The organism is Erwinia aphidicola, from assembly GCF_024169515.1.
GTDB classification, from domain to species: domain Bacteria; phylum Pseudomonadota; class Gammaproteobacteria; order Enterobacterales; family Enterobacteriaceae; genus Erwinia; species Erwinia aphidicola.
The window spans coordinates 2,905,737-2,925,294 of record NZ_JAMKCQ010000001.1 but is presented as its reverse complement, the minus strand read 5'-3'; the positions used below and the strand labels follow the sequence as shown (position 1 = coordinate 2,925,294).

General features: G+C 52.8%; 17 protein-coding genes. 9 read left to right on the top strand and 8 right to left on the bottom strand.

Annotation, left to right across the window (positions count from 1 at the left end; all coding sequences use genetic code 11):
- Positions 1-121 precede the first annotated feature (121 nt).
- The 3 genes from hupB to clpX (J2Y91_RS13580) form a co-directional block, all read right to left on the bottom strand.
- Complete coding sequence (hupB, locus tag J2Y91_RS13590) at positions 122-394, bottom strand: nucleoid-associated protein HU-beta (RefSeq protein ID WP_062744954.1); 273 nt, start codon at positions 392-394, stop codon at positions 122-124.
- A gap of 221 nt (positions 395-615) precedes the next feature.
- Entirely contained in the window at positions 616-2,970 is a 2,355-nt protein-coding gene (gene lon / locus J2Y91_RS13585; protein ID WP_048916931.1) for an endopeptidase La, read from the bottom strand.
- A 190-nt stretch (positions 2,971-3,160) separates the two neighbouring features.
- Positions 3,161-4,435, bottom strand: a complete 1,275-nt coding sequence (gene clpX, locus J2Y91_RS13580) for an ATP-dependent protease ATP-binding subunit ClpX (protein WP_133624274.1) — start codon at positions 4,433-4,435, stop codon at positions 3,161-3,163.
- 306 nt (positions 4,436-4,741) lie between these two features.
- Here clpX (J2Y91_RS13580) and J2Y91_RS13575 point away from each other — a divergent pair, with 306 nt between their 5' ends.
- Positions 4,742-5,335 (top strand): ATP-dependent Clp protease proteolytic subunit, encoded by a 594-nt coding sequence (locus J2Y91_RS13575; RefSeq protein ID WP_048916933.1) that lies wholly within the window; start codon positions 4,742-4,744, stop codon positions 5,333-5,335.
- Between the two features lie 72 nt (positions 5,336-5,407).
- Here the strand turns inward: J2Y91_RS13575 and clpX (J2Y91_RS13570) are convergent, their stop codons facing one another.
- From clpX (J2Y91_RS13570) to bolA, 4 genes are all read right to left on the bottom strand, one after another.
- Entirely contained in the window at positions 5,408-6,682 is a 1,275-nt protein-coding gene (gene clpX, locus J2Y91_RS13570; RefSeq protein WP_099754980.1) for an ATP-dependent protease ATP-binding subunit ClpX, read from the bottom strand.
- Positions 6,683-6,791: 109 nt separating this feature from the next.
- Positions 6,792-7,415: an ATP-dependent Clp endopeptidase proteolytic subunit ClpP gene (gene clpP, locus J2Y91_RS13565; protein ID WP_048916936.1), complete on the bottom strand. Its 624-nt coding sequence runs from the start codon at positions 7,413-7,415 to the stop codon at positions 6,792-6,794.
- Positions 7,416-7,746: 331 nt separating this feature from the next.
- Positions 7,747-9,051 carry a trigger factor gene (tig, locus tag J2Y91_RS13560; protein WP_133624275.1) on the bottom strand — a complete coding sequence of 435 codons (1,305 nt, stop codon included), beginning with the start codon at positions 9,049-9,051 and terminating at the stop codon, positions 7,747-7,749.
- 320 nt (positions 9,052-9,371) lie between these two features.
- Positions 9,372-9,686, bottom strand: coding sequence for a transcriptional regulator BolA (bolA, locus tag J2Y91_RS13555; protein ID WP_133624276.1), 315 nt, complete (start codon positions 9,684-9,686; stop codon positions 9,372-9,374).
- A 288-nt stretch (positions 9,687-9,974) separates the two neighbouring features.
- Here bolA and J2Y91_RS13550 point away from each other — a divergent pair, with 288 nt between their 5' ends.
- The 8 genes from J2Y91_RS13550 (at position 9,975) to J2Y91_RS13515 (ending at position 18,905) form a co-directional block, all read left to right on the top strand.
- Positions 9,975-10,553 (top strand): lipoprotein, encoded by a 579-nt coding sequence (locus tag J2Y91_RS13550; RefSeq protein WP_048916942.1) that lies wholly within the window; start codon positions 9,975-9,977, stop codon positions 10,551-10,553.
- Between the two features lie 44 nt (positions 10,554-10,597).
- Complete coding sequence (gene ampG / locus J2Y91_RS13545; protein WP_133624277.1) at positions 10,598-12,085, top strand: muropeptide MFS transporter AmpG; 1,488 nt, start codon at positions 10,598-10,600, stop codon at positions 12,083-12,085.
- Positions 12,086-12,608: 523 nt separating this feature from the next.
- Complete coding sequence (gene cyoA / locus J2Y91_RS13540) at positions 12,609-13,547, top strand: cytochrome o ubiquinol oxidase subunit II (protein WP_048916944.1); 939 nt, start codon at positions 12,609-12,611, stop codon at positions 13,545-13,547.
- 4 nt (positions 13,548-13,551) lie between these two features.
- Entirely contained in the window at positions 13,552-15,543 is a 1,992-nt protein-coding gene (cyoB, locus tag J2Y91_RS13535; RefSeq protein WP_133624278.1) for a cytochrome o ubiquinol oxidase subunit I, read from the top strand.
- Positions 15,533-16,147, top strand: coding sequence for a cytochrome o ubiquinol oxidase subunit III (locus J2Y91_RS13530; RefSeq protein ID WP_133624279.1), 615 nt, complete (start codon positions 15,533-15,535; stop codon positions 16,145-16,147). Before cyoB ends, J2Y91_RS13530 begins: the two co-directional genes overlap by 11 nt.
- Positions 16,147-16,476, top strand: coding sequence for a cytochrome o ubiquinol oxidase subunit IV (locus J2Y91_RS13525; protein ID WP_004156287.1), 330 nt, complete (start codon positions 16,147-16,149; stop codon positions 16,474-16,476). Before J2Y91_RS13530 ends, J2Y91_RS13525 begins: the two co-directional genes overlap by 1 nt.
- A 13-nt stretch (positions 16,477-16,489) precedes the next feature.
- On the top strand, positions 16,490-17,377 hold the full coding sequence (gene cyoE / locus J2Y91_RS13520; protein ID WP_048916947.1) for a heme o synthase: 888 nt from the start codon (positions 16,490-16,492) through the stop codon (positions 17,375-17,377).
- Positions 17,378-17,537: 160 nt separating this feature from the next.
- On the top strand, positions 17,538-18,905 hold the full coding sequence (locus tag J2Y91_RS13515; RefSeq protein ID WP_133624280.1) for an MFS transporter: 1,368 nt from the start codon (positions 17,538-17,540) through the stop codon (positions 18,903-18,905).
- A gap of 54 nt (positions 18,906-18,959) precedes the next feature.
- Here the strand turns inward: J2Y91_RS13515 and J2Y91_RS13510 are convergent, their stop codons facing one another.
- Positions 18,960-19,451, bottom strand: a complete 492-nt coding sequence (locus tag J2Y91_RS13510; RefSeq protein ID WP_048916949.1) for a YajQ family cyclic di-GMP-binding protein — start codon at positions 19,449-19,451, stop codon at positions 18,960-18,962.
- Between the last annotated feature and the right edge of the window lie 107 nt (positions 19,452-19,558).

The window sequence follows — 19,558 nt, the reverse complement described above, 5'->3', positions numbered from 1 at the left end:
TTGTCATTGAAACATAAAAAAAGGCACATCATTATGCTGATGTGCCCGGTATGTTACATGAGAACGCGCGGGCGATCCTCACTCCGCCGAAGAAATCTGCTTCAACGGCAGCTTAATTAACTTAGTTTACTGAATCTTTCAGTGCTTTACCGGCACGGAAGCCAGGGACTTTGCCCGCAGCAATAGTGATCTCTTTACCGGTTTGTGGGTTACGACCGGTACGCTCAGCGCGCTCACGCACTGAGAAGGTGCCAAAACCAACCAGCGCTACTTCGTCGCCAGCCTGCAGAGATTCGGTGACTGAACCGATAAATGCATCTAATACACGTCCGGCTGCCGCTTTAGAAATATCGGCGTTTGCAGCAATTTTGTCGATCAACTGTGACTTATTCACTCACTCATCCCCTATTATTTTATACACCGTGAGTCAGACTCTTCCGCTCAACTGGGTGCAATCATTTGTTATGGCCGTTTAGCCTGAGTTTGTTGAGCCTCAGAGACTCGCAACCTTGCCGTCACTGGCTTAACAGCACTTAAAGTAGCGGCACATAAAAAAGCTGGCAAGCACCATTTCACTCGCCAGCCTTAGTTTTACAGTGAATTTGCCTTAAATCACTATTTCGCGGTGACAACCTGCATGCCGTAAGGGGCATTTTGCAGGGCCAGAGCCAGAACTTCCTCGATGCGCTTCACCGGGTGAATATCCAGATCGGCAATCACATTGTCCGGGATCTCTTCCAGATCGCGCTTGTTCTCATCCGGGATCAGCACGGTTTTGATGCCGCCACGGTGAGCCGCCAGCAGTTTCTCTTTCAGGCCACCGATCGGCAGCACTTGGCCACGCAGCGTGATTTCACCGGTCATTGCCACATCGGCACGTACCGGGTTACCGGTCAGGCAGGAAACCAGCGCAGTACACATGGCGATACCGGCACTCGGACCATCCTTCGGCGTTGCCCCTTCCGGAACGTGGACGTGGATATCGCGCTTCTCGTAGAAATCTGCGTTGATGCCCAGCTTCTCCGCGCGAGCGCGCACCACGGTCAGTGCCGCCTGGATAGATTCCTGCATCACTTCACCGAGCGACCCGGTGTAGGTCAGTTTGCCCTTGCCCGGAACACAGGCGGTTTCAATGGTCAGCAGATCGCCGCCCACTTCCGTCCATGCCAGACCGGTCACCTGACCGACGCGGTTTTCGCTGTCGGCACGACCGTAGTCGAAACGCTGCACGCCGAGGAAATCTTTCAGATTGTCGGCGTTGATTTCGATATGTTTGATCGACTTATCCATCAGCAGGGTTTTCACCGCCTTACGGCACAGCTTGGACAGTTCACGCTCAAGGCTACGCACGCCCGCTTCACGGGTATAGTAACGAATGATGCCAACGATGGCGCTGTCGTCCACGGTCAGCTCATTTTTCTTCAGCGCATTGCGCTCAATCTGCTTGGACAGCAGGTGCTGCTTAGCAATATTGAGTTTTTCGTCTTCGGTGTAGCCGGACAGGCGAATCACTTCCATACGATCCAGCAGCGGTGCCGGAATGTTCATCGAGTTTGAGGTCGCGACAAACATCACATCGGAGAGATCGTAATCCACTTCCAGATAGTGATCGTTAAAGGCGATGTTCTGCTCAGGATCAAGAACTTCCAGCAGCGCCGAGGCCGGGTCACCGCGCATGTCGGAGGACATTTTGTCGATCTCATCCAGCAGGAACAGCGGGTTTTTAACGCCCACTTTTGCCATTTTCTGGATCAGCTTACCCGGCATAGAGCCGATGTAAGTACGGCGGTGGCCGCGAATCTCTGCTTCATCACGCACCCCACCCAGCGCCATACGCACGTATTTACGTCCGGTGGCTTTGGCAATCGACTGCCCCAGCGAGGTTTTACCCACGCCCGGCGGTCCAACCAGACAGAGGATTGGGCCTTTGATTTTGCTGACGCGGCTCTGGACGGCCAAATATTCCAGGATACGGTCTTTCACACGCTCAAGGCCGAAGTGGTCGGTATCCAGCGTTTCCTGTGCTTTCAGCAGGTCTTTCTTCACCTTGCTGCGCGCATTCCACGGCACCTGCACCATCCAGTCGATATAGCCGCGCACGACGGTCGCTTCTGCCGACATCGGCGACATCATCTTCAGCTTCTGCAGCTCAGCTTCCGTTTTGTCGCGCGCTTCTTTCGGCATTTTGGCCGCGTCGATTTTGCGCTTCAGCGCTTCGTTTTCGTCCGGGGCATCGTCCATCTCGCCGAGTTCTTTCTGAATCGCCTTCATCTGCTCATTCAGATAGTACTCACGCTGGCTCTTTTCCATCTGTTTTTTGACGCGGTTACGGATACGTTTCTCAACCTGCAACAGGTCGATTTCCGATTCCATCATCGCCATCAGATATTCCAGACGCTCGTTAACGTCGGACATTTCCAGAACGGACTGCTTATCAGCCAGCTTAAGCGGCATATGCGCCGCAACGGTATCTGCCAGGCGTGCAGCGTCATCAATGCTGTTCAGGGAAGTCAGCACTTCCGGCGGGATCTTCTTGTTCAGCTTGATGTAGCCTTCAAACTGATTGATCGCCGTACGCACCAGCACTTCCTGCTCGCGCTCTTCGATTTCCGGCGACGCCAGGTACTCTGCCTGGGCGGTAAAATGGTCGCCGTTATCAGATAACGTAGTGATATGTGCGCGCTGCAACCCTTCCACCAGCACTTTCACCGTGCCATCAGGGAGTTTCAGCATCTGTAAAATTGAGGCAACGGTCCCGACTGAGAAGAGATCGTTAATGCCAGGTTCATCCGTTGAAGCTTCTTTCTGAGCGACCAGCATGATCTTTTTGTCATGATCCATGGCGGCTTCGAGGCAGCGAATTGATTTTTCACGACCGACAAACAACGGAATGACCATGTGCGGATAAACCACTACGTCACGCAATGGCAACACAGGGATTTCAATGCGTTCAGAACGCTCAGGATTCATAGAGCTCTCTCTTAGTTTAATTTCCGCCAGGGTAAGGGGAACCACATCATCCAGAAAAAGTGCAGTTTGACCCACAGGTATCTGAGTATATGGGGATGAACGGAATAGATTCAATGTTGGGGTAACGAGAAAAGCAAAAGGGGGAACATTTTCCCCCTTTTAAGATAACTGACTGGATTGATTTGGTTATTTATTCGCCAGAAGCCTGCTGCGCTTCCGGTTTTCCATAAATCAACATCGGCTGGCTTTCACCGGCGATCACCGATTCATCAATTACCACCTTCTCGACGTCGTCAATCGACGGCAGATCGTACATGGTGTCCAGCAGCGCGCCTTCCACGATTGAACGCAGGCCGCGCGCGCCGGTTTTGCGCGACATCGCCTTTTTAGCGATCGCCGTCAGCGCTTCATCACGGAACTCCAGCTCCACGCCTTCCAGATTAAACAGCGCCTGATACTGCTTGGTCAGCGCGTTTTTCGGCTCGCGCAGGATCTGGATCAGCGCGTCTTCACTCAGCTCGGTCAGCGTTGCCACCACCGGCAGACGGCCGATGAACTCCGGGATCAGACCAAACTTGATCAAATCTTCCGGCTCCACCTGGGCCAGCAGCTCGCCTTCGGTGGCTTTCTCTGACTTGCCCTTCACCGTGGCGCCAAAGCCAATCCCGGTGCCGGTATCCACGCGCTGCGACACCACTTTGTCCAGGCCGGCAAACGCTCCGCCGCAGATAAACAGAATTTTCGAGGTATCAACCTGTAAAAACTCCTGCTGCGGATGCTTACGCCCGCCCTGCGGAGGAACCGCCGCCACCGTGCCTTCGATCAGCTTCAGCAGCGCCTGCTGCACGCCTTCGCCGGAGACATCGCGGGTAATCGACGGGTTGTCAGATTTACGCGAAATCTTGTCAATTTCATCGATGTAAACAATGCCGCGCTGCGCTTTCTGCACGTCGTAGTCGCACTTCTGCAGCAGCTTCTGAATGATGTTTTCCACATCCTCGCCCACGTAACCCGCTTCGGTCAGCGTGGTGGCATCCGCCATGGTAAACGGCACGTCCAGCAGGCGCGCCAGCGTTTCCGCCAGCAGGGTTTTACCGCTACCGGTCGGGCCGATCAGCAGAATGTTACTTTTGCCCAGCTCGATACCGTTGCTGGTGTCGCCGTTACGCAGGCGCTTGTAGTGGTTATACACCGCCACCGACAGCACCTTTTTCGCCCGCTCCTGACCGATAACGTAATCGTCAAGGTGGTGGCGGATCTCATGCGGCGTAGGCAGGGAGTTACGCTCACGGTGCGGCGCAACCTCTTTAATCTCTTCACGGATGATGTCGTTACATAAGTCGACGCATTCATCGCAGATATAGACTGACGGGCCGGCAATCAGCTTACGCACTTCATGCTGGCTTTTGCCGCAAAAAGAGCAGTACAGCAGCTTCCCTGAACCGTCTTTGCGCTTCTCTGTCATCAGTTAACCTCATGCCTTATCAACAGACCTGAAGTGGGCTGTCTCATTTATGCGTATCAGCCCTTAATATAGCCCATTTCCCCCGACCAATGGCAGTAAAACTCCATAACACCGGGTTAAAGGTGCACAGGATAGTGCGCAGAGCGCGACGGTACTAAAAGTGAGCAAGCGGCTGAACATGATGCCAGATTTCGATTTAACATGCTGTTTTAGATAAGAAATAGGGGGCAATGTTACTGTTGATTTAGCTGATAATTGGATTATGCTAAACTCTGGTCACTTATGATAATCCGATGGAGTGTAAACATGCCGCAAGAGCCAGAGAAAGAAGAAACCGGCCAGGAAGAGAAGAGTTCAGCGCTGGCAGTCAATAAACTGCTGCAGTCACGCTCTATTATCATTTCCGGTGAGATTAATCAGGCACTTGCCGAGAAAGTTACCGCTCAGCTGCTGATCCTGCAGGAAATGGGCGATGAGCCGATCAAGCTGTTCATCAACAGCCAGGGCGGTCACGTCGAAGCGGGTGATACCATCCACGACATGATCAAATTCGTTAAGCCGAAAGTGATGGTTATCGGTACCGGCTGGGTCGCCAGCGCTGGGATCACCATCTTCCTTGCTGCCGAGAAAAATGACCGCTACTCGCTGCCTAATACTCGCTTTATGATCCACCAGCCGTTAGGCGGCGTGCGCGGTAAGGTTTCAGACATTGAAATCGAGGCAAAAGAGCTGCTGCGCGCCCGTGAGCGTATTAATAAGCTGATCAGCAATGCAACCGGTCAGCCGCTGGAGAAAGTCGAGAAAGATACCGACAGCAACTACTGGATGAGTCCGCAGCAGGCCGTTGATTACGGTATTGCTACTCACGTGGTCAGTAGCTGGGATGAACTCGAAGCCTGATTTACGTGCTCCGGGGATAAAAAAACGGCCCGTATGTTTATACGGGCCGTTTTTATTTGCCTCGCTCGCCGCTTATTCGCCGGAAGCCTGCTGGGTTTCGTGCTGACCGTAGATCACCTTAGGCTCACTATCACCTTCGATAACCTGAGCATCCACCACCACTTTCTCGACGTCGTCCAGCGACGGCAGATCGTACATGGTATTCAGCAGTGCCGCTTCCACGATTGAACGCAGGCCGCGCGCGCCGGTTTTGCGCGACATCGCTTTCTTAGCAATCGCCGTCAGCGCATCCTCACGGAACTCCAGCTCCACGCCTTCCAGGTTAAACAGCGCCTGATACTGCTTGGTCAGCGCGTTTTTCGGCTCGCGCAGGATCTGGATCAGCGCGTCTTCACTCAGCTCGGTCAGCGTTGCCACCACCGGCAGACGGCCGATGAACTCCGGGATCAGACCAAACTTGATCAAATCTTCCGGCTCCACCTGGGCCAGCAGCTCGCCTTCGGTGGCTTTCTCTGACTTGCCCTTCACCGAGGCGCCAAAGCCAATCCCGGTGCCGGTATCCACGCGCTGCGACACCACTTTGTCCAGGCCGGCAAACGCCCCGCCGCAGATAAACAGAATTTTCGAGGTATCAACCTGTAAAAACTCCTGCTGCGGATGCTTACGCCCGCCCTGCGGAGGAACCGCCGCCACCGTGCCTTCGATCAGCTTCAGCAGCGCCTGCTGCACGCCTTCGCCGGAGACATCGCGGGTAATCGACGGGTTGTCAGATTTACGCGAAATCTTGTCAATTTCATCGATGTAAACAATGCCGCGCTGCGCTTTCTGCACGTCGTAGTCGCACTTCTGCAGCAGCTTCTGAATGATGTTTTCCACATCTTCGCCCACGTAACCCGCTTCGGTCAGCGTGGTGGCATCCGCCATGGTGAACGGCACGTCCAGCAGGCGCGCCAGCGTTTCCGCCAGCAAAGTTTTACCGCTACCGGTCGGGCCGATCAGCAGAATGTTACTTTTGCCCAGCTCAATACCGTTGCTGGTGTCGCCGTTGCGCAGGCGCTTGTAGTGGTTATACACCGCCACCGACAGCACCTTTTTCGCCCGCTCCTGGCCGATAACGTAATCGTCAAGGTGGTGGCGGATCTCATGCGGCGTAGGCAGCGAGTTGCGATCGCGGTGCGGCGCAACCTCTTTAATCTCTTCGCGGATGATGTCGTTACATAAGTCGACGCATTCATCGCAGACATACACTGACGGGCCGGCAATCAGCTTACGCACTTCATGCTGGCTTTTGCCGCAAAAAGAGCAGTACAGCAGCTTCCCTGAACCGTCTTTGCGTTTATCGGTCATTTACTTTCCCCTCATTGTCACACTCACCTTCCCACGTGGGGTCAGCTTCGCAGGCCGCCACCTGAACGGCCTGCAGAGGCAACGGCACTATGTCACAACAACATGTTAATCAGTTACGCTGGGACAACACGGAATCCACTAAGCCGTACTCTACGGATTCGCTCGCCGACAGGAAACGGTCGCGATTGGTATCGCGCTCGATCGTTTCAATCGTCTGACCCGTATGTTTCGCCATGAGTTCATTCATCATGTGCTTGGTTTTGATAATTTCACGCGCATGGATATCAATATCAGATGCCTGGCCCTGGAAACCGCCCAGTGGCTGGTGGATCATCACGCGTGAATTTGGCAGGCAGTAACGCTTACCTTTCGCCCCTGCGGTCAGCAGAAATGCTCCCATGGAGCAAGCCTGGCCCATACAGATGGTGCTGACATCAGGTTTAATAAACTGCATGGTGTCGTAAATCGACATCCCTGCGGTGATCACGCCACCAGGAGAGTTAATATACAGGTGGATGTCTTTTTCTGGATTCTCCGCTTCCAGAAACAGCATCTGTGCGACGATCAGGTTGGCCATGTGGTCTTCAACCTGGCCAGTCAGGAAAATAATGCGCTCTTTCAGCAGGCGCGAGTAGATGTCGTATGAACGCTCTCCGCGAGAAGTTTGTTCAACCACCATTGGCACTAAAGCCATCTGAGGTGCAGTTAGTTCACGTTCGCCGCTGTATGACATTATCGTCTCCTGGATAAATTTCATTTGGCAACACTCTGTAGTGATATTACTTGAGAGCGATCAGGAACACTATGATTCCAGGCCTTACACCCGATGCCGCCCGGACAGTTATCGGGCTGGTGACTTCGTGGTTACGATTTGGGGATGATCCCCTGCTATTTCAAGCATAACAACGTTTTTATCAACTGCTAACCAGGAAAAGTAGCTTACGCGATAATTTGCAGATTAAATGAGCAAACAACCGTTAAAAGTAGTCGGATTTTTCCCTATAAATGACAAAAGCCCGCAACCGGGAGGTTGCGGGCTTCACGTCAACTTACAGATTTGATAATCAGGCCGGCTGGCTCTGGTTCATCAGTTCCTGGAAGTTAGTGGCTTTTTCAGTCACTTTCGCTTTTTCCAGCACGGCTTCAACAGCCTGCTCTTCCAGCGCGACATTACGCATGTTGTTCATCAGCTCGTTGTTCTTGCTGTAGAACTCGATGACTTCTGATGGATCTTCGTAAGCAGAAGCCATCTCTTCAATCATCGTTTTAACACGGTCTTCGTCAGCTTTCAGCTCGTGGGTACGAATCACTTCGCCCAGCAGCAGGCCAACAACAACGCGGCGTTTTGCCTGCTCTTCGAACAGTTCACGAGGCAGCTCAAGAGCCTGCGCTTCGTTGCCGCCAAAGCGCTGTGCAGCCTGGCGCTTCAGCACGTCGATTTCACCGTCGATCAGTGCAGCAGGAACGTCGATGTCGTTAGCTTTCACCAGACCATCGATTGCCTGAGTCTTCACGCGGTTACGCACGGCGCCTTTCAGCTCACGCTGCATGTTTTTACGCACTTCTGCACGCAGACCGTCGACAGAACCATCTTCAACGCCGAAACGTTTGATGAACTCTTCGGTGAATTCTGGCAGCTCACGCTCTTCAACTTTCTTCAGCACGATTTCAAACTTCGCTGCTTTCCCTTTCAGGTTTTCAGCGTGGTAATCTTCCGGGAAGTTGACGTCGATAGTGAAAGTTTCGCCCGCTTTGTGGCCAACAACACCCTCTTCGAAGCCTGGGATCATACGACCCTGGCCCATCGCCAGTACGAAGTCAGACGCTTTGCCGCCTTCGAACTCTTCACCGTCTACAGAACCGGAGAAATCGATGGTTGCGCGGTCTTCAGCTGTCGCTGCTGCGTCGGTTTCTTTCCAGGTGGCCTGCTGCTTGCGCAGGGTGTCCAGCATGGTGTCAACGTCAGCGTCAGTCACTTCAACAACCGGTTTTTCAACTTCGATTGCGTCCAGACCTTTCAGCTCAACTTCCGGATAAACTTCGAACTCTGCAGAGAAAGTGAAGTCTTCGCCGATTTTGTATTCGCCCGGCACATACTGAGGTGCGCCAGCCGGATTGATTTTTTCTTTGATGATCGCGTCAACAAAGTTGCGCTGCATCAGATCGCCCAGAACATCCTGGCGAACGGAAGCACCGTAACGCTGTGTCACTACGCTCATCGGCACTTTTCCTTTGCGGAAACCGTCGATGCGCACTTTCTTAGCTACGCTGACCAGCTCACTTTTCACCGCGTTCTCGATCACATCTTTATCAACGGTAATCGTAACGCGACGGCCCAGGCCCTGAGTTGTTTCTACTGAAACTTGCATCTTATTACCTCAAAAAATCACGTGCTCGGTCAACTTCAGACGCAGCCTGTGGTGAACACAGGCTGCATCTAAGAACCGGGACGGCTTCTGGTGCCAGAACCGCATTCCCTGTTAACAGAAGCGTCCCGAAGACATTCCGGAAAAATAGACGCAGCATTATAGCGACAACGTCTAAGCGAGTCGAGGCTACACGCCCCTCCAAATCGCGCTACTTTCACCATTTTTGTCGATATTGCGTCAGATAATACTGAGGACAAGGGGTTTTGGCGGCTATAAATGAAAAAACGGCCCGTAGGCCGTTTTCTGTGAGTGCGCTTAATTTACGCCAGGGTTCCGGCGCCACGGCAGTTCGGTGAGGCGGGTACGGTATCCTGTAACCCCGCCCACTCCTTCAAGGTGTAGCTGTGTAATGCCAGTGCATGTACGCTGCCCGCCAGCTCCTCAGACAACACGCCATAAATAGCGCGATGCCGCGTGAGGAAACGCTGATCGACAAAGCTGTCGCTGACGATCACCACTTTGAAATGACTCTCTGCACCCGCCGGCACGTTATGGCGGTAGCTTTCATCATGCACTTCAAGGTGCACCGGCGAAAACGCCGTACGTAACTTTTCTTCTATTTGTTCGCGGATCATACCTGAACTCCTCTGATGCAGAGAACTACGCCCCATCCCTTTCAATCGTAGTCTGTTTTTAGCTAAAACTGGCCCGTTTTGCTGAATTTTTCCTGCGAAGGCAGATAACTCTGACGTCACAAAGAAACCTAACGCGGCTGCGGCGGTCAAAGACTCACGCGTTCCGATGTCTGAAAAATCCGCAACGCGATGAATTTACGCGCTATCAGGTCTTCCACTGGCTACTGGCGATGTTATGATGACCGCAGTTTTGTCAGCAATACTACTCACGTTATCGAGAAAATAAGCATGTTAAAAAAATTATTTTTCCCTCTGCTGGCCGCATTTATTCTGGCTGGCTGTGCGAGTAACAGCAATACGCTTGATGTAGCACCAAAAATTCAGCTGCCGCAGCGCGACCCAAGCCTGATGGGCATCACCGTCAGCATCAACGGGGCCGATCAGCGCAGCGATCAGGCTCTGGCGAAGGTGAACCGCGACGGCCAGCTCATCACGTTGACGCCATCACGCGACCTACGTTTCCTGCTGCAGGAAACGCTGGAGAAACAAATGACGGCCCGTGGTTATATGATCGGCCCTAACGGCGCGGTTGACCTGCAGATCGTGGTTAACGGTCTGTATGCCGATGTCACCGAGGGCAACGTGCGTTACAGCATCACGACCAAAGCGGATATCTCGATCATTGCCACCGCGAAAAACGGCAGCAAACAGGTCAAGAACTACCGTCAGACTAACAGCGTTGAAGGGGCCTTCTCCGCCACCAATCAGAAAATCACTAATGTGGTGAACCAGAGTCTGGGCGACGTGATTGCTGATATGGCGCAGGATACCAGCGTGAGCGAATTCATTAAGCAGAACGCGCGTTAATCCCCCCTGGCCCGGCAGGAAGCCGGGCCTGATTTAAGGTCCGTATGTCCAATCACTATCTGCAGATTTTCACCCGGCGCAATTCTGCCCTCCTTCTATTACTCGGTTTCGCCTCCGGCCTTCCGCTGGCTCTGACATCCGGTACGCTGCAGGCGTGGATGGCGGTGGAAAATGTCGATATTAAAACCATCGGCTTCTTTTCACTGGTCGGTCAGGCCTATGTCTTTAAGTTCCTCTGGTCCCCGCTGATGGACCGCTACACGCCGCCGTTTCTCGGGCGCAGGCGTGGATGGCTATTACTCACGCAGCTGCTGCTGATTGTCGGCATTGCGCTGATGGGCTTTATGCAGCCCTCACGTGACCTGACCATGCTGGCTGCGCTGGCGGTGCTGGTGGCGTTCTGCTCGGCCTCCCAGGATATCGTTTTTGACGCATGGAAAACCGACGTGCTCTCCGCTGCTGAACGCGGTAACGGTGCGGCCATCAGCGTGCTGGGCTACCGGCTGGCGATGCTGGTTTCTGGCGGTCTGGCGTTGTGGCTGGCAGACCGTTACCTCGGCTGGCAGGCGATCTGGTGGCTGATGGCAGCGATGATGGTGCCCGGCGTGATTGCCACGCTGCTGGCGAAAGAGCCAGACAGCAGCATTGCCCGGCCTAACACGCTGGAAGAAGCGGTCATTGCTCCCCTGCGCGACTTCTTTAACCGTAATAATGCGTGGCTTATCCTGTCGCTGATTGTGCTCTACAAGCTCGGGGATGCCTTTGCGGCCAGCCTGACGACTATCTTCCTGATCCGCGGCGTTGGCTTTGATGCCGGCGACGTTGGGCTGGTGAATAAAACGCTGGGGCTGATCGCGACCATTATTGGCGCACTGGCAGGCGGCGTGCTGATGCAGCGGCTCAGCCTGTTCCGTGCCCTGCTGCTGTTTGGCATTTTTCAGGCAGTTTCTAACCTCGGTTACTGGGTACTTTCAGTCACCGACAAACATCTCTACAGCATGGCTGTCGCGGTGTTTGTTGAAAACCTGTGCGGCGGAATGGGCACGGCGGCCTTTGTCGCTTTACTGATGACGCTGTGCAATAAGTCATTTTCCGCCACCCAGTTCGCGCTGCTCTCTGCCCTCTCTGCCGTTGGACGAGTCTATGTCGGGCCGGTGGCAGGATGGTTTGTTGAAAGCTGGGGCTGGCCTACCTTCTATGCATTCTCGGTGATTGCTGCGCTACCCGGGCTGTTACTGCTGCTCGGGTGCCGAACCACGCTGGAATATGCGCAGAATAATGCTGATTTTCTGCCACGCACAGACTACCCTTCAGGGTATCGCTGGGCGGTGCGCGGGCTGATCGCCGGCTGCGCACTGCTGATCGCGTGGCTGCTGACGCTGGCGGTAAATGCACTGGGTTGGCTGACGTTACAGGGCATCAGTTCTGCTCTGTTTGAAGGCGGGATCGCGCTGTTGCTGGCGGGCATTGTCTGTGGGACCCTGCTTGACTTCCTCTCGCTGCGTAAAACGCACAGACGGCTAAATTTGTAGCGTTTTTTGCCTGAAGCGAGAATGTTAATAAAATTATCCGTACAACAATGAGTTAACAAACCCGGATCGGCCGTTGGCCATCCGGGCGCCAGCCCAGCGGAAACCCATCAGCGTTACTGATAGCTTCGCCCGAATATTATTTTGCCTATTTATTAATTCGCTCAAAAAAAAATCGCGCTCATCCGGCCTGTCATTTTGAGGTATTAAAACCCGGTGAGTAATTATTTTAAGTTAATTTATATCGCTAAAATGATGCGTTTTTGTTAAATAATTGGTGCATTAAATGGCTGGTTATAGCAGATACAATTTCTGTAAGGTTTTTTTCATCGGATTTTGTTATATTAGCGCCAACCCTTTGCCAGCGTTCATATTTTGTCACCTACGGCAACATATGTGACAGCGTTTGCAAAAGGTGTCAACACGCCGCTGACACAACCTGTTGCAGGTTTACAGTACTGAAACCTTCCCGTAAAATGCCGCCACACTTAAACGACAATAGAGCCCTTGTCATTGAGGTCGTTAAATGAGACTCAGGAAATACAATAAAAGTTTGGGGATTTTGTCATTAATCGCAAGCATGGTTTTGTTAAGTGGTTGTGATAGTGCGTTATTAAGTCCCAAAGGACAGGTTGCAATGGAGCAACGCTCGCTGATTTTGACGGCCTTTGGCCTGATGATGATCGTCGTTATTCCGGCAGTCTTAATGGCCATCGTGTTCGCCTGGAAATATCGGGCATCGAACACCAATGCAAAATACAGCCCTAACTGGTCCCACTCGAACAAAGTGGAAGCCGTGGTCTGGACTGTGCCGATCTTGATCATTGTCTTCCTTGGTATTCTGACGTGGAAATCAACCCACGCGCTGGAACCGAGCAAGCCACTGGCGTCGGATGCTAAGCCTGTAGTGATTGAAGTTGTGTCACTTGACTGGAAATGGTTGTTCATTTACCCAGAGCAGGGTATCGCTACCGTGAACCAGATTGCTTTCCCGGCTAACCGCCCGGTCAGCTTCAAGATTACTTCAAACACCGTAATGAACTCCTTCTTTATTCCAACCCTCGGTAGCCAGATTTACGCTATGGCGGGCATGCAAACTAAACTGCATCTGATTGCGAATGAAGCCGGCACTTTTGACGGTATCTCCTCCAACTTCAGTGGTCGTGGTTTCTCTGGTATGAAGTTCAAGGCGATTGCTACCCCTGACGAAGCGACTTTCGATCAGTGGGTTGCCAAAGCTAAGCAGTCTCCAGATACCCTCACTACGATGGATGATTTTAAAAAGCTGGCAGCGCCTAGCGAAAATCACCCGGTTGAATTCTTCTCAAGTGTTAAACCTGAACTGTTCCAGGACATCATTGGTCAGTTCAAGATGAATCACGGCGGAAGCATGGACATGTCACACGGCGAAGGCCATGAAGGCATGGATATGAGCAACACCGCTAAAGCGGGAGCCGAGGAATAATACGATGTTAGGAAAATTAACACTGGATGCAGTGCCGTATCATGAACCTATTATCATGGTTACGGTTGCCGCTATCATCCTGGGCGGTTTGGCGCTTGTCGCCGCTCTGACTTACTTCGGTAAGTGGAAATACCTGTGGACCGAGTGGCTGACCTCAGTTGACCATAAAAAACTCGGTATCATGTACATCATCATGGCTTTCGTCATGCTGCTGCGCGGCTTTGCCGATGCAGTAATGATGCGTACTCAGCAGGTACTCGCTTCTGCGGGTGAAGCTGGCATTCTGCCACCGCACCACTACGACCAGATCTTCACTGCCCACGGCGTGATTATGATCTTCTTCGTAGCGATGCCGTTTGTTGTTGGTCTGATGAACATCGCTGTTCCTCTGCAGATCGGCGCACGCGACGTGGCCTTCCCGTTCCTGAACAACCTGAGCTTCTGGTTCACGGCTGTCGGTGTAGTGCTGGTTAACCTGTCACTGGGCGTGGGCGAATTCGCTCAGACCGGCTGGCTGGCTTATCCACCACTTTCGGGGGCGGAATACAGTCCGGGGGTCGGTGTTGACTACTGGATATGGAGTCTACAGCTCTCCGGTATTGGTACGACCCTGACAGGTATCAACTTCTTCGTGACCATCATGAAGATGCGTGCGCCTGGCATGACTATGTTCAAAATGCCGGTGTTCACCTGGGCTTCCCTGTGTACTAACGTGCTGATCATCGCTGCGTTCCCGGTTCTGACCGTGACGTTGGCTCTGCTGACCCTTGACCGTTATCTTGGTTTCCATTTCTTTACCAATGATATGGGCGGCAACATGATGATGTACGTCAACCTGATTTGGGTTTGGGGTCATCCGGAAGTTTACATTCTGGTTCTGCCGGTCTTCGGTGTGTTCTCAGAAGTTGTTGCGACCTTCTCGAAAAAGCGTCTGTTTGGTTACACCTCACTGGTGTGGGCAACGGTGGTTATTACCGTACTGTCCTTCATCGTGTGGCTGCACCACTTCTTCACCATGGGTGCGGGTGCCAACGTCAACGCCTTCTTCGGTATTATGACGATGATCATCGCCATTCCTACCGGGGTTAAAATCTTTAACTGGCTGTTCACCATGTATCAGGGTCGCATTCAGATGCACTCCTGCATGCTTTGGACCATTGGCTTCCTGGTGACCTTCTCTGTAGGTGGTATGACCGGGGTTCTGCTGGCCGTGCCAGGTGCAGACTTCGTGCTGCACAACAGTCTGTTCCTGATTGCTCACTTCCATAACGTGATTATCGGTGGTGTTGTATTCGGTTGCTTTGCTGGTGTGACTTACTGGTTCCCGAAAGCATTCGGCTTCAAGCTGAATGAAACCTGGGGTATCCGTGCGTTCTGGTTCTGGATTATCGGCTTCTTCGTTGCCTTTATGCCGCTGTACGTACTGGGCTTCATGGGTATGACCCGTCGTATTAGTCAGGATATCGATCCACAGTTCCACCCGATGCTGGTTGTTGCGGCATGTGGTGCTGGCCTGATCGCCTGTGGTGTTATCTGCCAGATTACCCAGTTCTACGTTTCGGTCCGTGACCGTGAACAGCTGCGTGACCTGACCGGTGACCCGTGGGGTGCGCGTACCCTGGAGTGGGCAACCTCTTCACCACCGCCGTTCTATAACTTTGCTGTGGTTCCTGAAATTCACGAGCGCGATGCGTTCTGGGAAATGAAGGAAAAAGGCGAAGCGTATAAGCAGCCGGCTCACTATGAAGAAATTCATATGCCGAAGAACAGCGGCGCTGGTGTGGTAATTGGTTTCTTCAGCGTGGTCTTTGGTTTTGCAGCGATCTGGCATATCTGGTGGCTGGTAGGCCTGTCATTCCTGGGCATGATCGTGTCCTGGATCGTTAAGAGCTTTGACGAAGACGTGGATTACTACGTTCCTGTTGCTGAGATTCAAAAAATCGAGAATCAGCACTTTGACGAAATTAGCAAAGCAGGTCTGAAAAATGTCGACTGAAACTGTGACTAAACACCACGACGCCCATGCGGACCATGGGCATCACGATGCAGGAGCCAATAAAGTATTCGGCTTCTGGATCTACCTGATGAGTGACTGCATCATCTTCGCAACGCTGTTTGCGACCTATGGTGTGATGGTAAACAACACCGCGGGTGGCCCGGCAGGGAAAGATATCTTTGAACTGCCGTTCGTCCTGGTGGAAACCGCCCTGCTTCTGTTGAGCTCCATTACCTATGGTTTTGCAGTTATCAACATGAACAAAGAGCAGAAAGGTGCAGTTATCGGCTGGTTGGCGATGACGTTCCTGTTCGGCCTGGGCTTCATCGGTATGGAGATCTATGAATTCCATCACCTGATTAAAGAAGGTTTCGGCCCTGACCGTAGTGGCTTCCTGTCTGCCTTCTTTACGCTGGTAGGAACTCACGGTCTGCACGTGACGTCTGGTCTGATCTGGATGCTGGTGCTGATGTATCAGATTGCCACTCGTGGTCTTAACGCAACTAACCGTACCCGTATCATGTGCCTCAGCCTGTTCTGGCACTTCCTGGATGTGGTTTGGATCTGCGTATTCACCATTGTTTACCTGATGGGGGTTATGTAATGAGCCATCCTGCAACTGAACATGGCGCTTCTCATGGTAGCGTGAAGTCTTATATGATCGGCTTTATCCTGTCGATCATTCTGACCGGTATCCCATTCTGGATGGTGATGGACGGTGGCGCTTCTAAAGCCACTATCCTTGCTGTGGTTCTGGTATGTGCCGTAGTCCAGGTGCTGGTGCACCTGGTGTACTTCCTGCACCTGGACAGCAAGTCCGAGGGGGGCTGGAACCTGATTGCTATCGTGTTTGCAGCACTTATCATCCTGATTGTTGTTGTCGGCTCGCTATGGATCATGTGGAACCTCAACTACAACATGATGAGCCACTAACCGAGCTACTGTGATGATTAAGCAATACCTGCAAGTAACAAAACCAGGAATTATTTTCGGAAATTTAATTTCTGTCATCGGGGGATTTCTGCTGGCTTCGAAAGGCAGCATTGACTATGCCCTGTTTGTCTCCACCTTAGTCGGTGTTTCGCTGGTGGTCGCATCGGGTTGTGTTTATAACAACTTTATCGACCGTGATATCGACAAAAAAATGGAGAGGACCAAGAATCGGGTGCTGGTAAAAGGCCTTATCTCTCCGAAATTAAGCCTGGTTTATGCAACCGTTCTGGGTATTGCTGGCTTCGCGCTGTTGTATTTCGGAGCAAATCCGCTGGCGATGTGGCTGGCGGTGATGGGCTTTGTGGTTTATGTCGGCGTCTACAGCCTCTACATGAAGCGCAACTCCGTATACGGCACGCTGATTGGTAGCCTGTCCGGCGCTGCGCCGCCGGTCATTGGCTACTGTGCCGTGACCAACCAGTTTGATGCTGGTGCGTTGATCCTGCTGGCTATCTTTAGCCTGTGGCAGATGCCGCATTCTTATGCGATTGCCATCTTCCGCTTTAAAGATTACCAGGCCGCTAACATCCCGGTTCTGCCGGTGGTGAAAGGTATCTCGGTGGCGAAAAACCATATTACGCTCTATATCCTGGCGTTTATGGTTGCCACGCTGATGCTGACGCTGGTGGGCTACGCGGGCTACAAATATCTGGTCGTGGCAGCCGCCGTGAGTGTCTGGTGGCTGGGGATGGCACTGTCAGGTTACAAAACTCAGAACGATCGTGTCTGGGCGCGTAAGCTGTTTGTGTTCTCGATTGTGGCCATCACTGCGCTAAGCGTAATGATGTCCATCGACTTTATGACCCCGGCGTCAAAAGACCTGCTGACGATGGTCAGATAACAGCACGAACCATCACTACTAAGGGCGCGATTTCGCGCCCTTTCTTTTTGTTACCACTGCTTAAAAAGTAATGTTTTACCCGCCCTCTCCTGCCACTTAAAATAGACATAAATTACCCCAAAGATTTCCAGATGAAGGGTATCCCCGCATTGAGGTAGTAATGAACGATAATAAAATGACCCCGGTCGAGCTGCGTGCGACATGGGGTTTAGGAACGGTCTTTTCCCTGCGCATGCTGGGAATGTTTATGGTATTACCCGTTCTCACCACTTATGGCATGGCATTGCAGGGAGCAAGTGAAGCACTGATCGGACTGGCTATTGGCATTTACGGCTTAGCGCAGGCCATTTTTCAAATTCCATTCGGGCTGCTGTCCGACCGCATTGGGCGTAAGCCGCTCATCGTTGGCGGCCTGCTGATCTTTGTTATTGGCAGCGTGATTGCCGCGATGACCACCTCTATCTGGGGGGTGATCCTTGGCCGCGCACTGCAGGGATCCGGCGCCATTGCTGCTGCCGTGATGGCGCTGCTGTCCGACCTGACGCGCGAGCAGAACCGCACTAAAGCGATGGCGTTTATCGGCATCAGCTTCGGGATTACCTTCGCGATTGCCATGGTTCTTGGCCCGATTATCACCAACGCGCTTGGCCTGCATGCGCTGTTCTGGATGATTGCCCTGCTGGCAAGCGCGGGTATTGTTATTACGCTGTTGGTGGTTCCTTCAGCTTCGAACCACGTCCTGAACCGCGAATCCGGCATTGTGAAAGGCAGTATACGTGACGTGCTGGCCAACAGCCGTCTGGTCAAACTGAATATCGGTATTCTCTGCCTGCACATCCTGCTGATGTCGAGCTTCGTTGCCCTGCCCGGCCAGTTTGAGCAGGCCGGCCTGCCCGCCGCCGAGCACTGGAAAGTCTATCTGGTCACTATGCTGGTGGCTTTCGCTGCCGTACTGCCGTTTATTATCTACGCCGAAGTGAAACGCCGCATGAAGCGGGTATTTGTCGGCTGCGTGGCGCTGGTGCTGGTGGCTGAAGTGGTGCTGTGGGGCGCAGGTAACCATTTCTGGACGCTGGTGATTGGCGTTCAGCTGTTCTTTATTGGCTTTAACCTGATGGAAGCCATCCTGCCTTCGCTGGTCAGTAAAGAGTCCCCTCCAGGCTACAAAGGGACGGCGATGGGCCTCTACTCCACCAGCCAGTTCCTCGGCGTGGCCATTGGCGGCAGTATGGGAGGCTGGGTGTATGGTCATATCGATGCACAAAGCGTGTTCCTGGTCGGGGCGCTGGTGGCGTTCGTCTGGCTGCTGGTGAGCCTGACTATGCAGGAACCGCCCTATGTCAGCAGTCTGCGCATTACGCTGGAAGGAAGTTCTTTGGATAAAAGCGAGCTGGAGCGCCAGCTAAAGGCTCAGCCAGGCGTTTCCGCGGTGTTTATCGTGGCGGAAGAGAAAAGTGCCTACATCAAAATCGACAGCAAAGTGACCAACCGTGCCGAGATTGAGAAACTCATCGCGACAGCAGCTTAATTAACAGGCGGGCAGAAAGCAGGGGCCGATGGTTTTCCAACCGGCCCCTGGAAGTTAGTCGCGGAAGTTCTTGAACTGGAACGGCTGGCCCAGATCGGCTTTGCGCACAATCGCCATCGCACTCTGCAAATCATCACGTGATTTACCGGTGACGCGCAGTTCATCACCCTGAATCTGCGTCTGCACCTTCACTTTGCTGTCTTTAATCTGCTTCACCAGCTTTTTAGCGATGTCAGATTCGATGCCTTTTTTCATTTTGGCTTCGACGCTCCAGCTTTTACCGCTGTGTACGATCTGCTCCGGCACATCAAGCGCTGCACCTTCGATGCCACGCTTCAGCAGCTTCTCGCGCAGAATGTCCACCAGCTGCTTAACCTGAAAATCAGATTCGCTCAGCACCTTGATGGATTCGTTCTTATCATTCAGCTCAAAGCTGGCTTCCACGCCGCGAAAGTCAAAGCGGGTAGCGATTTCACGGTTAGCAGTATCTACTGCGTTACGCACTTCCTGCATATCAATTTCAGAAACGATATCGAAAGATGGCATGATCTATTCTCCTGATACTAAAGTGACAGGCATAATACCTGCTTGCCGCGGGTAAATAAAATGACAGGCGCTGATAGCTATAATAATGAGCAGGCGGGCTGCACGGC

Bases quoted from the DNA above. Each gene is read 5' to 3' on its own strand.
- J2Y91_RS13575 (WP_048916933.1), top strand. From the start codon at position 4,742: ATGCCGCAAGAGCCAGAGAAAGAAGAAACCGGCCAGGAAGAGAAGAGT.
- lon (WP_048916931.1), bottom strand. From the start codon at position 2,970: ATGAATCCTGAGCGTTCTGAACGCATTGAAATCCCTGTGTTGCCATTG.
- ampG (WP_133624277.1), top strand. From the start codon at position 10,598: ATGTCCAATCACTATCTGCAGATTTTCACCCGGCGCAATTCTGCCCTC.
- cyoB (WP_133624278.1), top strand. From the start codon at position 13,552: ATGTTAGGAAAATTAACACTGGATGCAGTGCCGTATCATGAACCTATT.
- clpX (WP_133624274.1), bottom strand. From the start codon at position 4,435: ATGACAGAGAAGCGCAAAGACGGTTCAGGGAAGCTGCTGTACTGCTCT.
- J2Y91_RS13515 (WP_133624280.1), top strand. From the start codon at position 17,538: ATGAACGATAATAAAATGACCCCGGTCGAGCTGCGTGCGACATGGGGT.
- clpX (WP_099754980.1), bottom strand. From the start codon at position 6,682: ATGACCGATAAACGCAAAGACGGTTCAGGGAAGCTGCTGTACTGCTCT.
- clpP (WP_048916936.1), bottom strand. From the start codon at position 7,415: ATGTCATACAGCGGCGAACGTGAACTAACTGCACCTCAGATGGCTTTA.
- J2Y91_RS13530 (WP_133624279.1), top strand. From the start codon at position 15,533: ATGTCGACTGAAACTGTGACTAAACACCACGACGCCCATGCGGACCAT.
- cyoE (WP_048916947.1), top strand. From the start codon at position 16,490: ATGATTAAGCAATACCTGCAAGTAACAAAACCAGGAATTATTTTCGGA.
- J2Y91_RS13510 (WP_048916949.1), bottom strand. From the start codon at position 19,451: ATGCCATCTTTCGATATCGTTTCTGAAATTGATATGCAGGAAGTGCGT.
- cyoA (WP_048916944.1), top strand. From the start codon at position 12,609: ATGAGACTCAGGAAATACAATAAAAGTTTGGGGATTTTGTCATTAATC.
- J2Y91_RS13550 (WP_048916942.1), top strand. From the start codon at position 9,975: ATGTTAAAAAAATTATTTTTCCCTCTGCTGGCCGCATTTATTCTGGCT.
- J2Y91_RS13525 (WP_004156287.1), top strand. From the start codon at position 16,147: ATGAGCCATCCTGCAACTGAACATGGCGCTTCTCATGGTAGCGTGAAG.
- tig (WP_133624275.1), bottom strand. From the start codon at position 9,051: ATGCAAGTTTCAGTAGAAACAACTCAGGGCCTGGGCCGTCGCGTTACG.
- bolA (WP_133624276.1), bottom strand. From the start codon at position 9,686: ATGATCCGCGAACAAATAGAAGAAAAGTTACGTACGGCGTTTTCGCCG.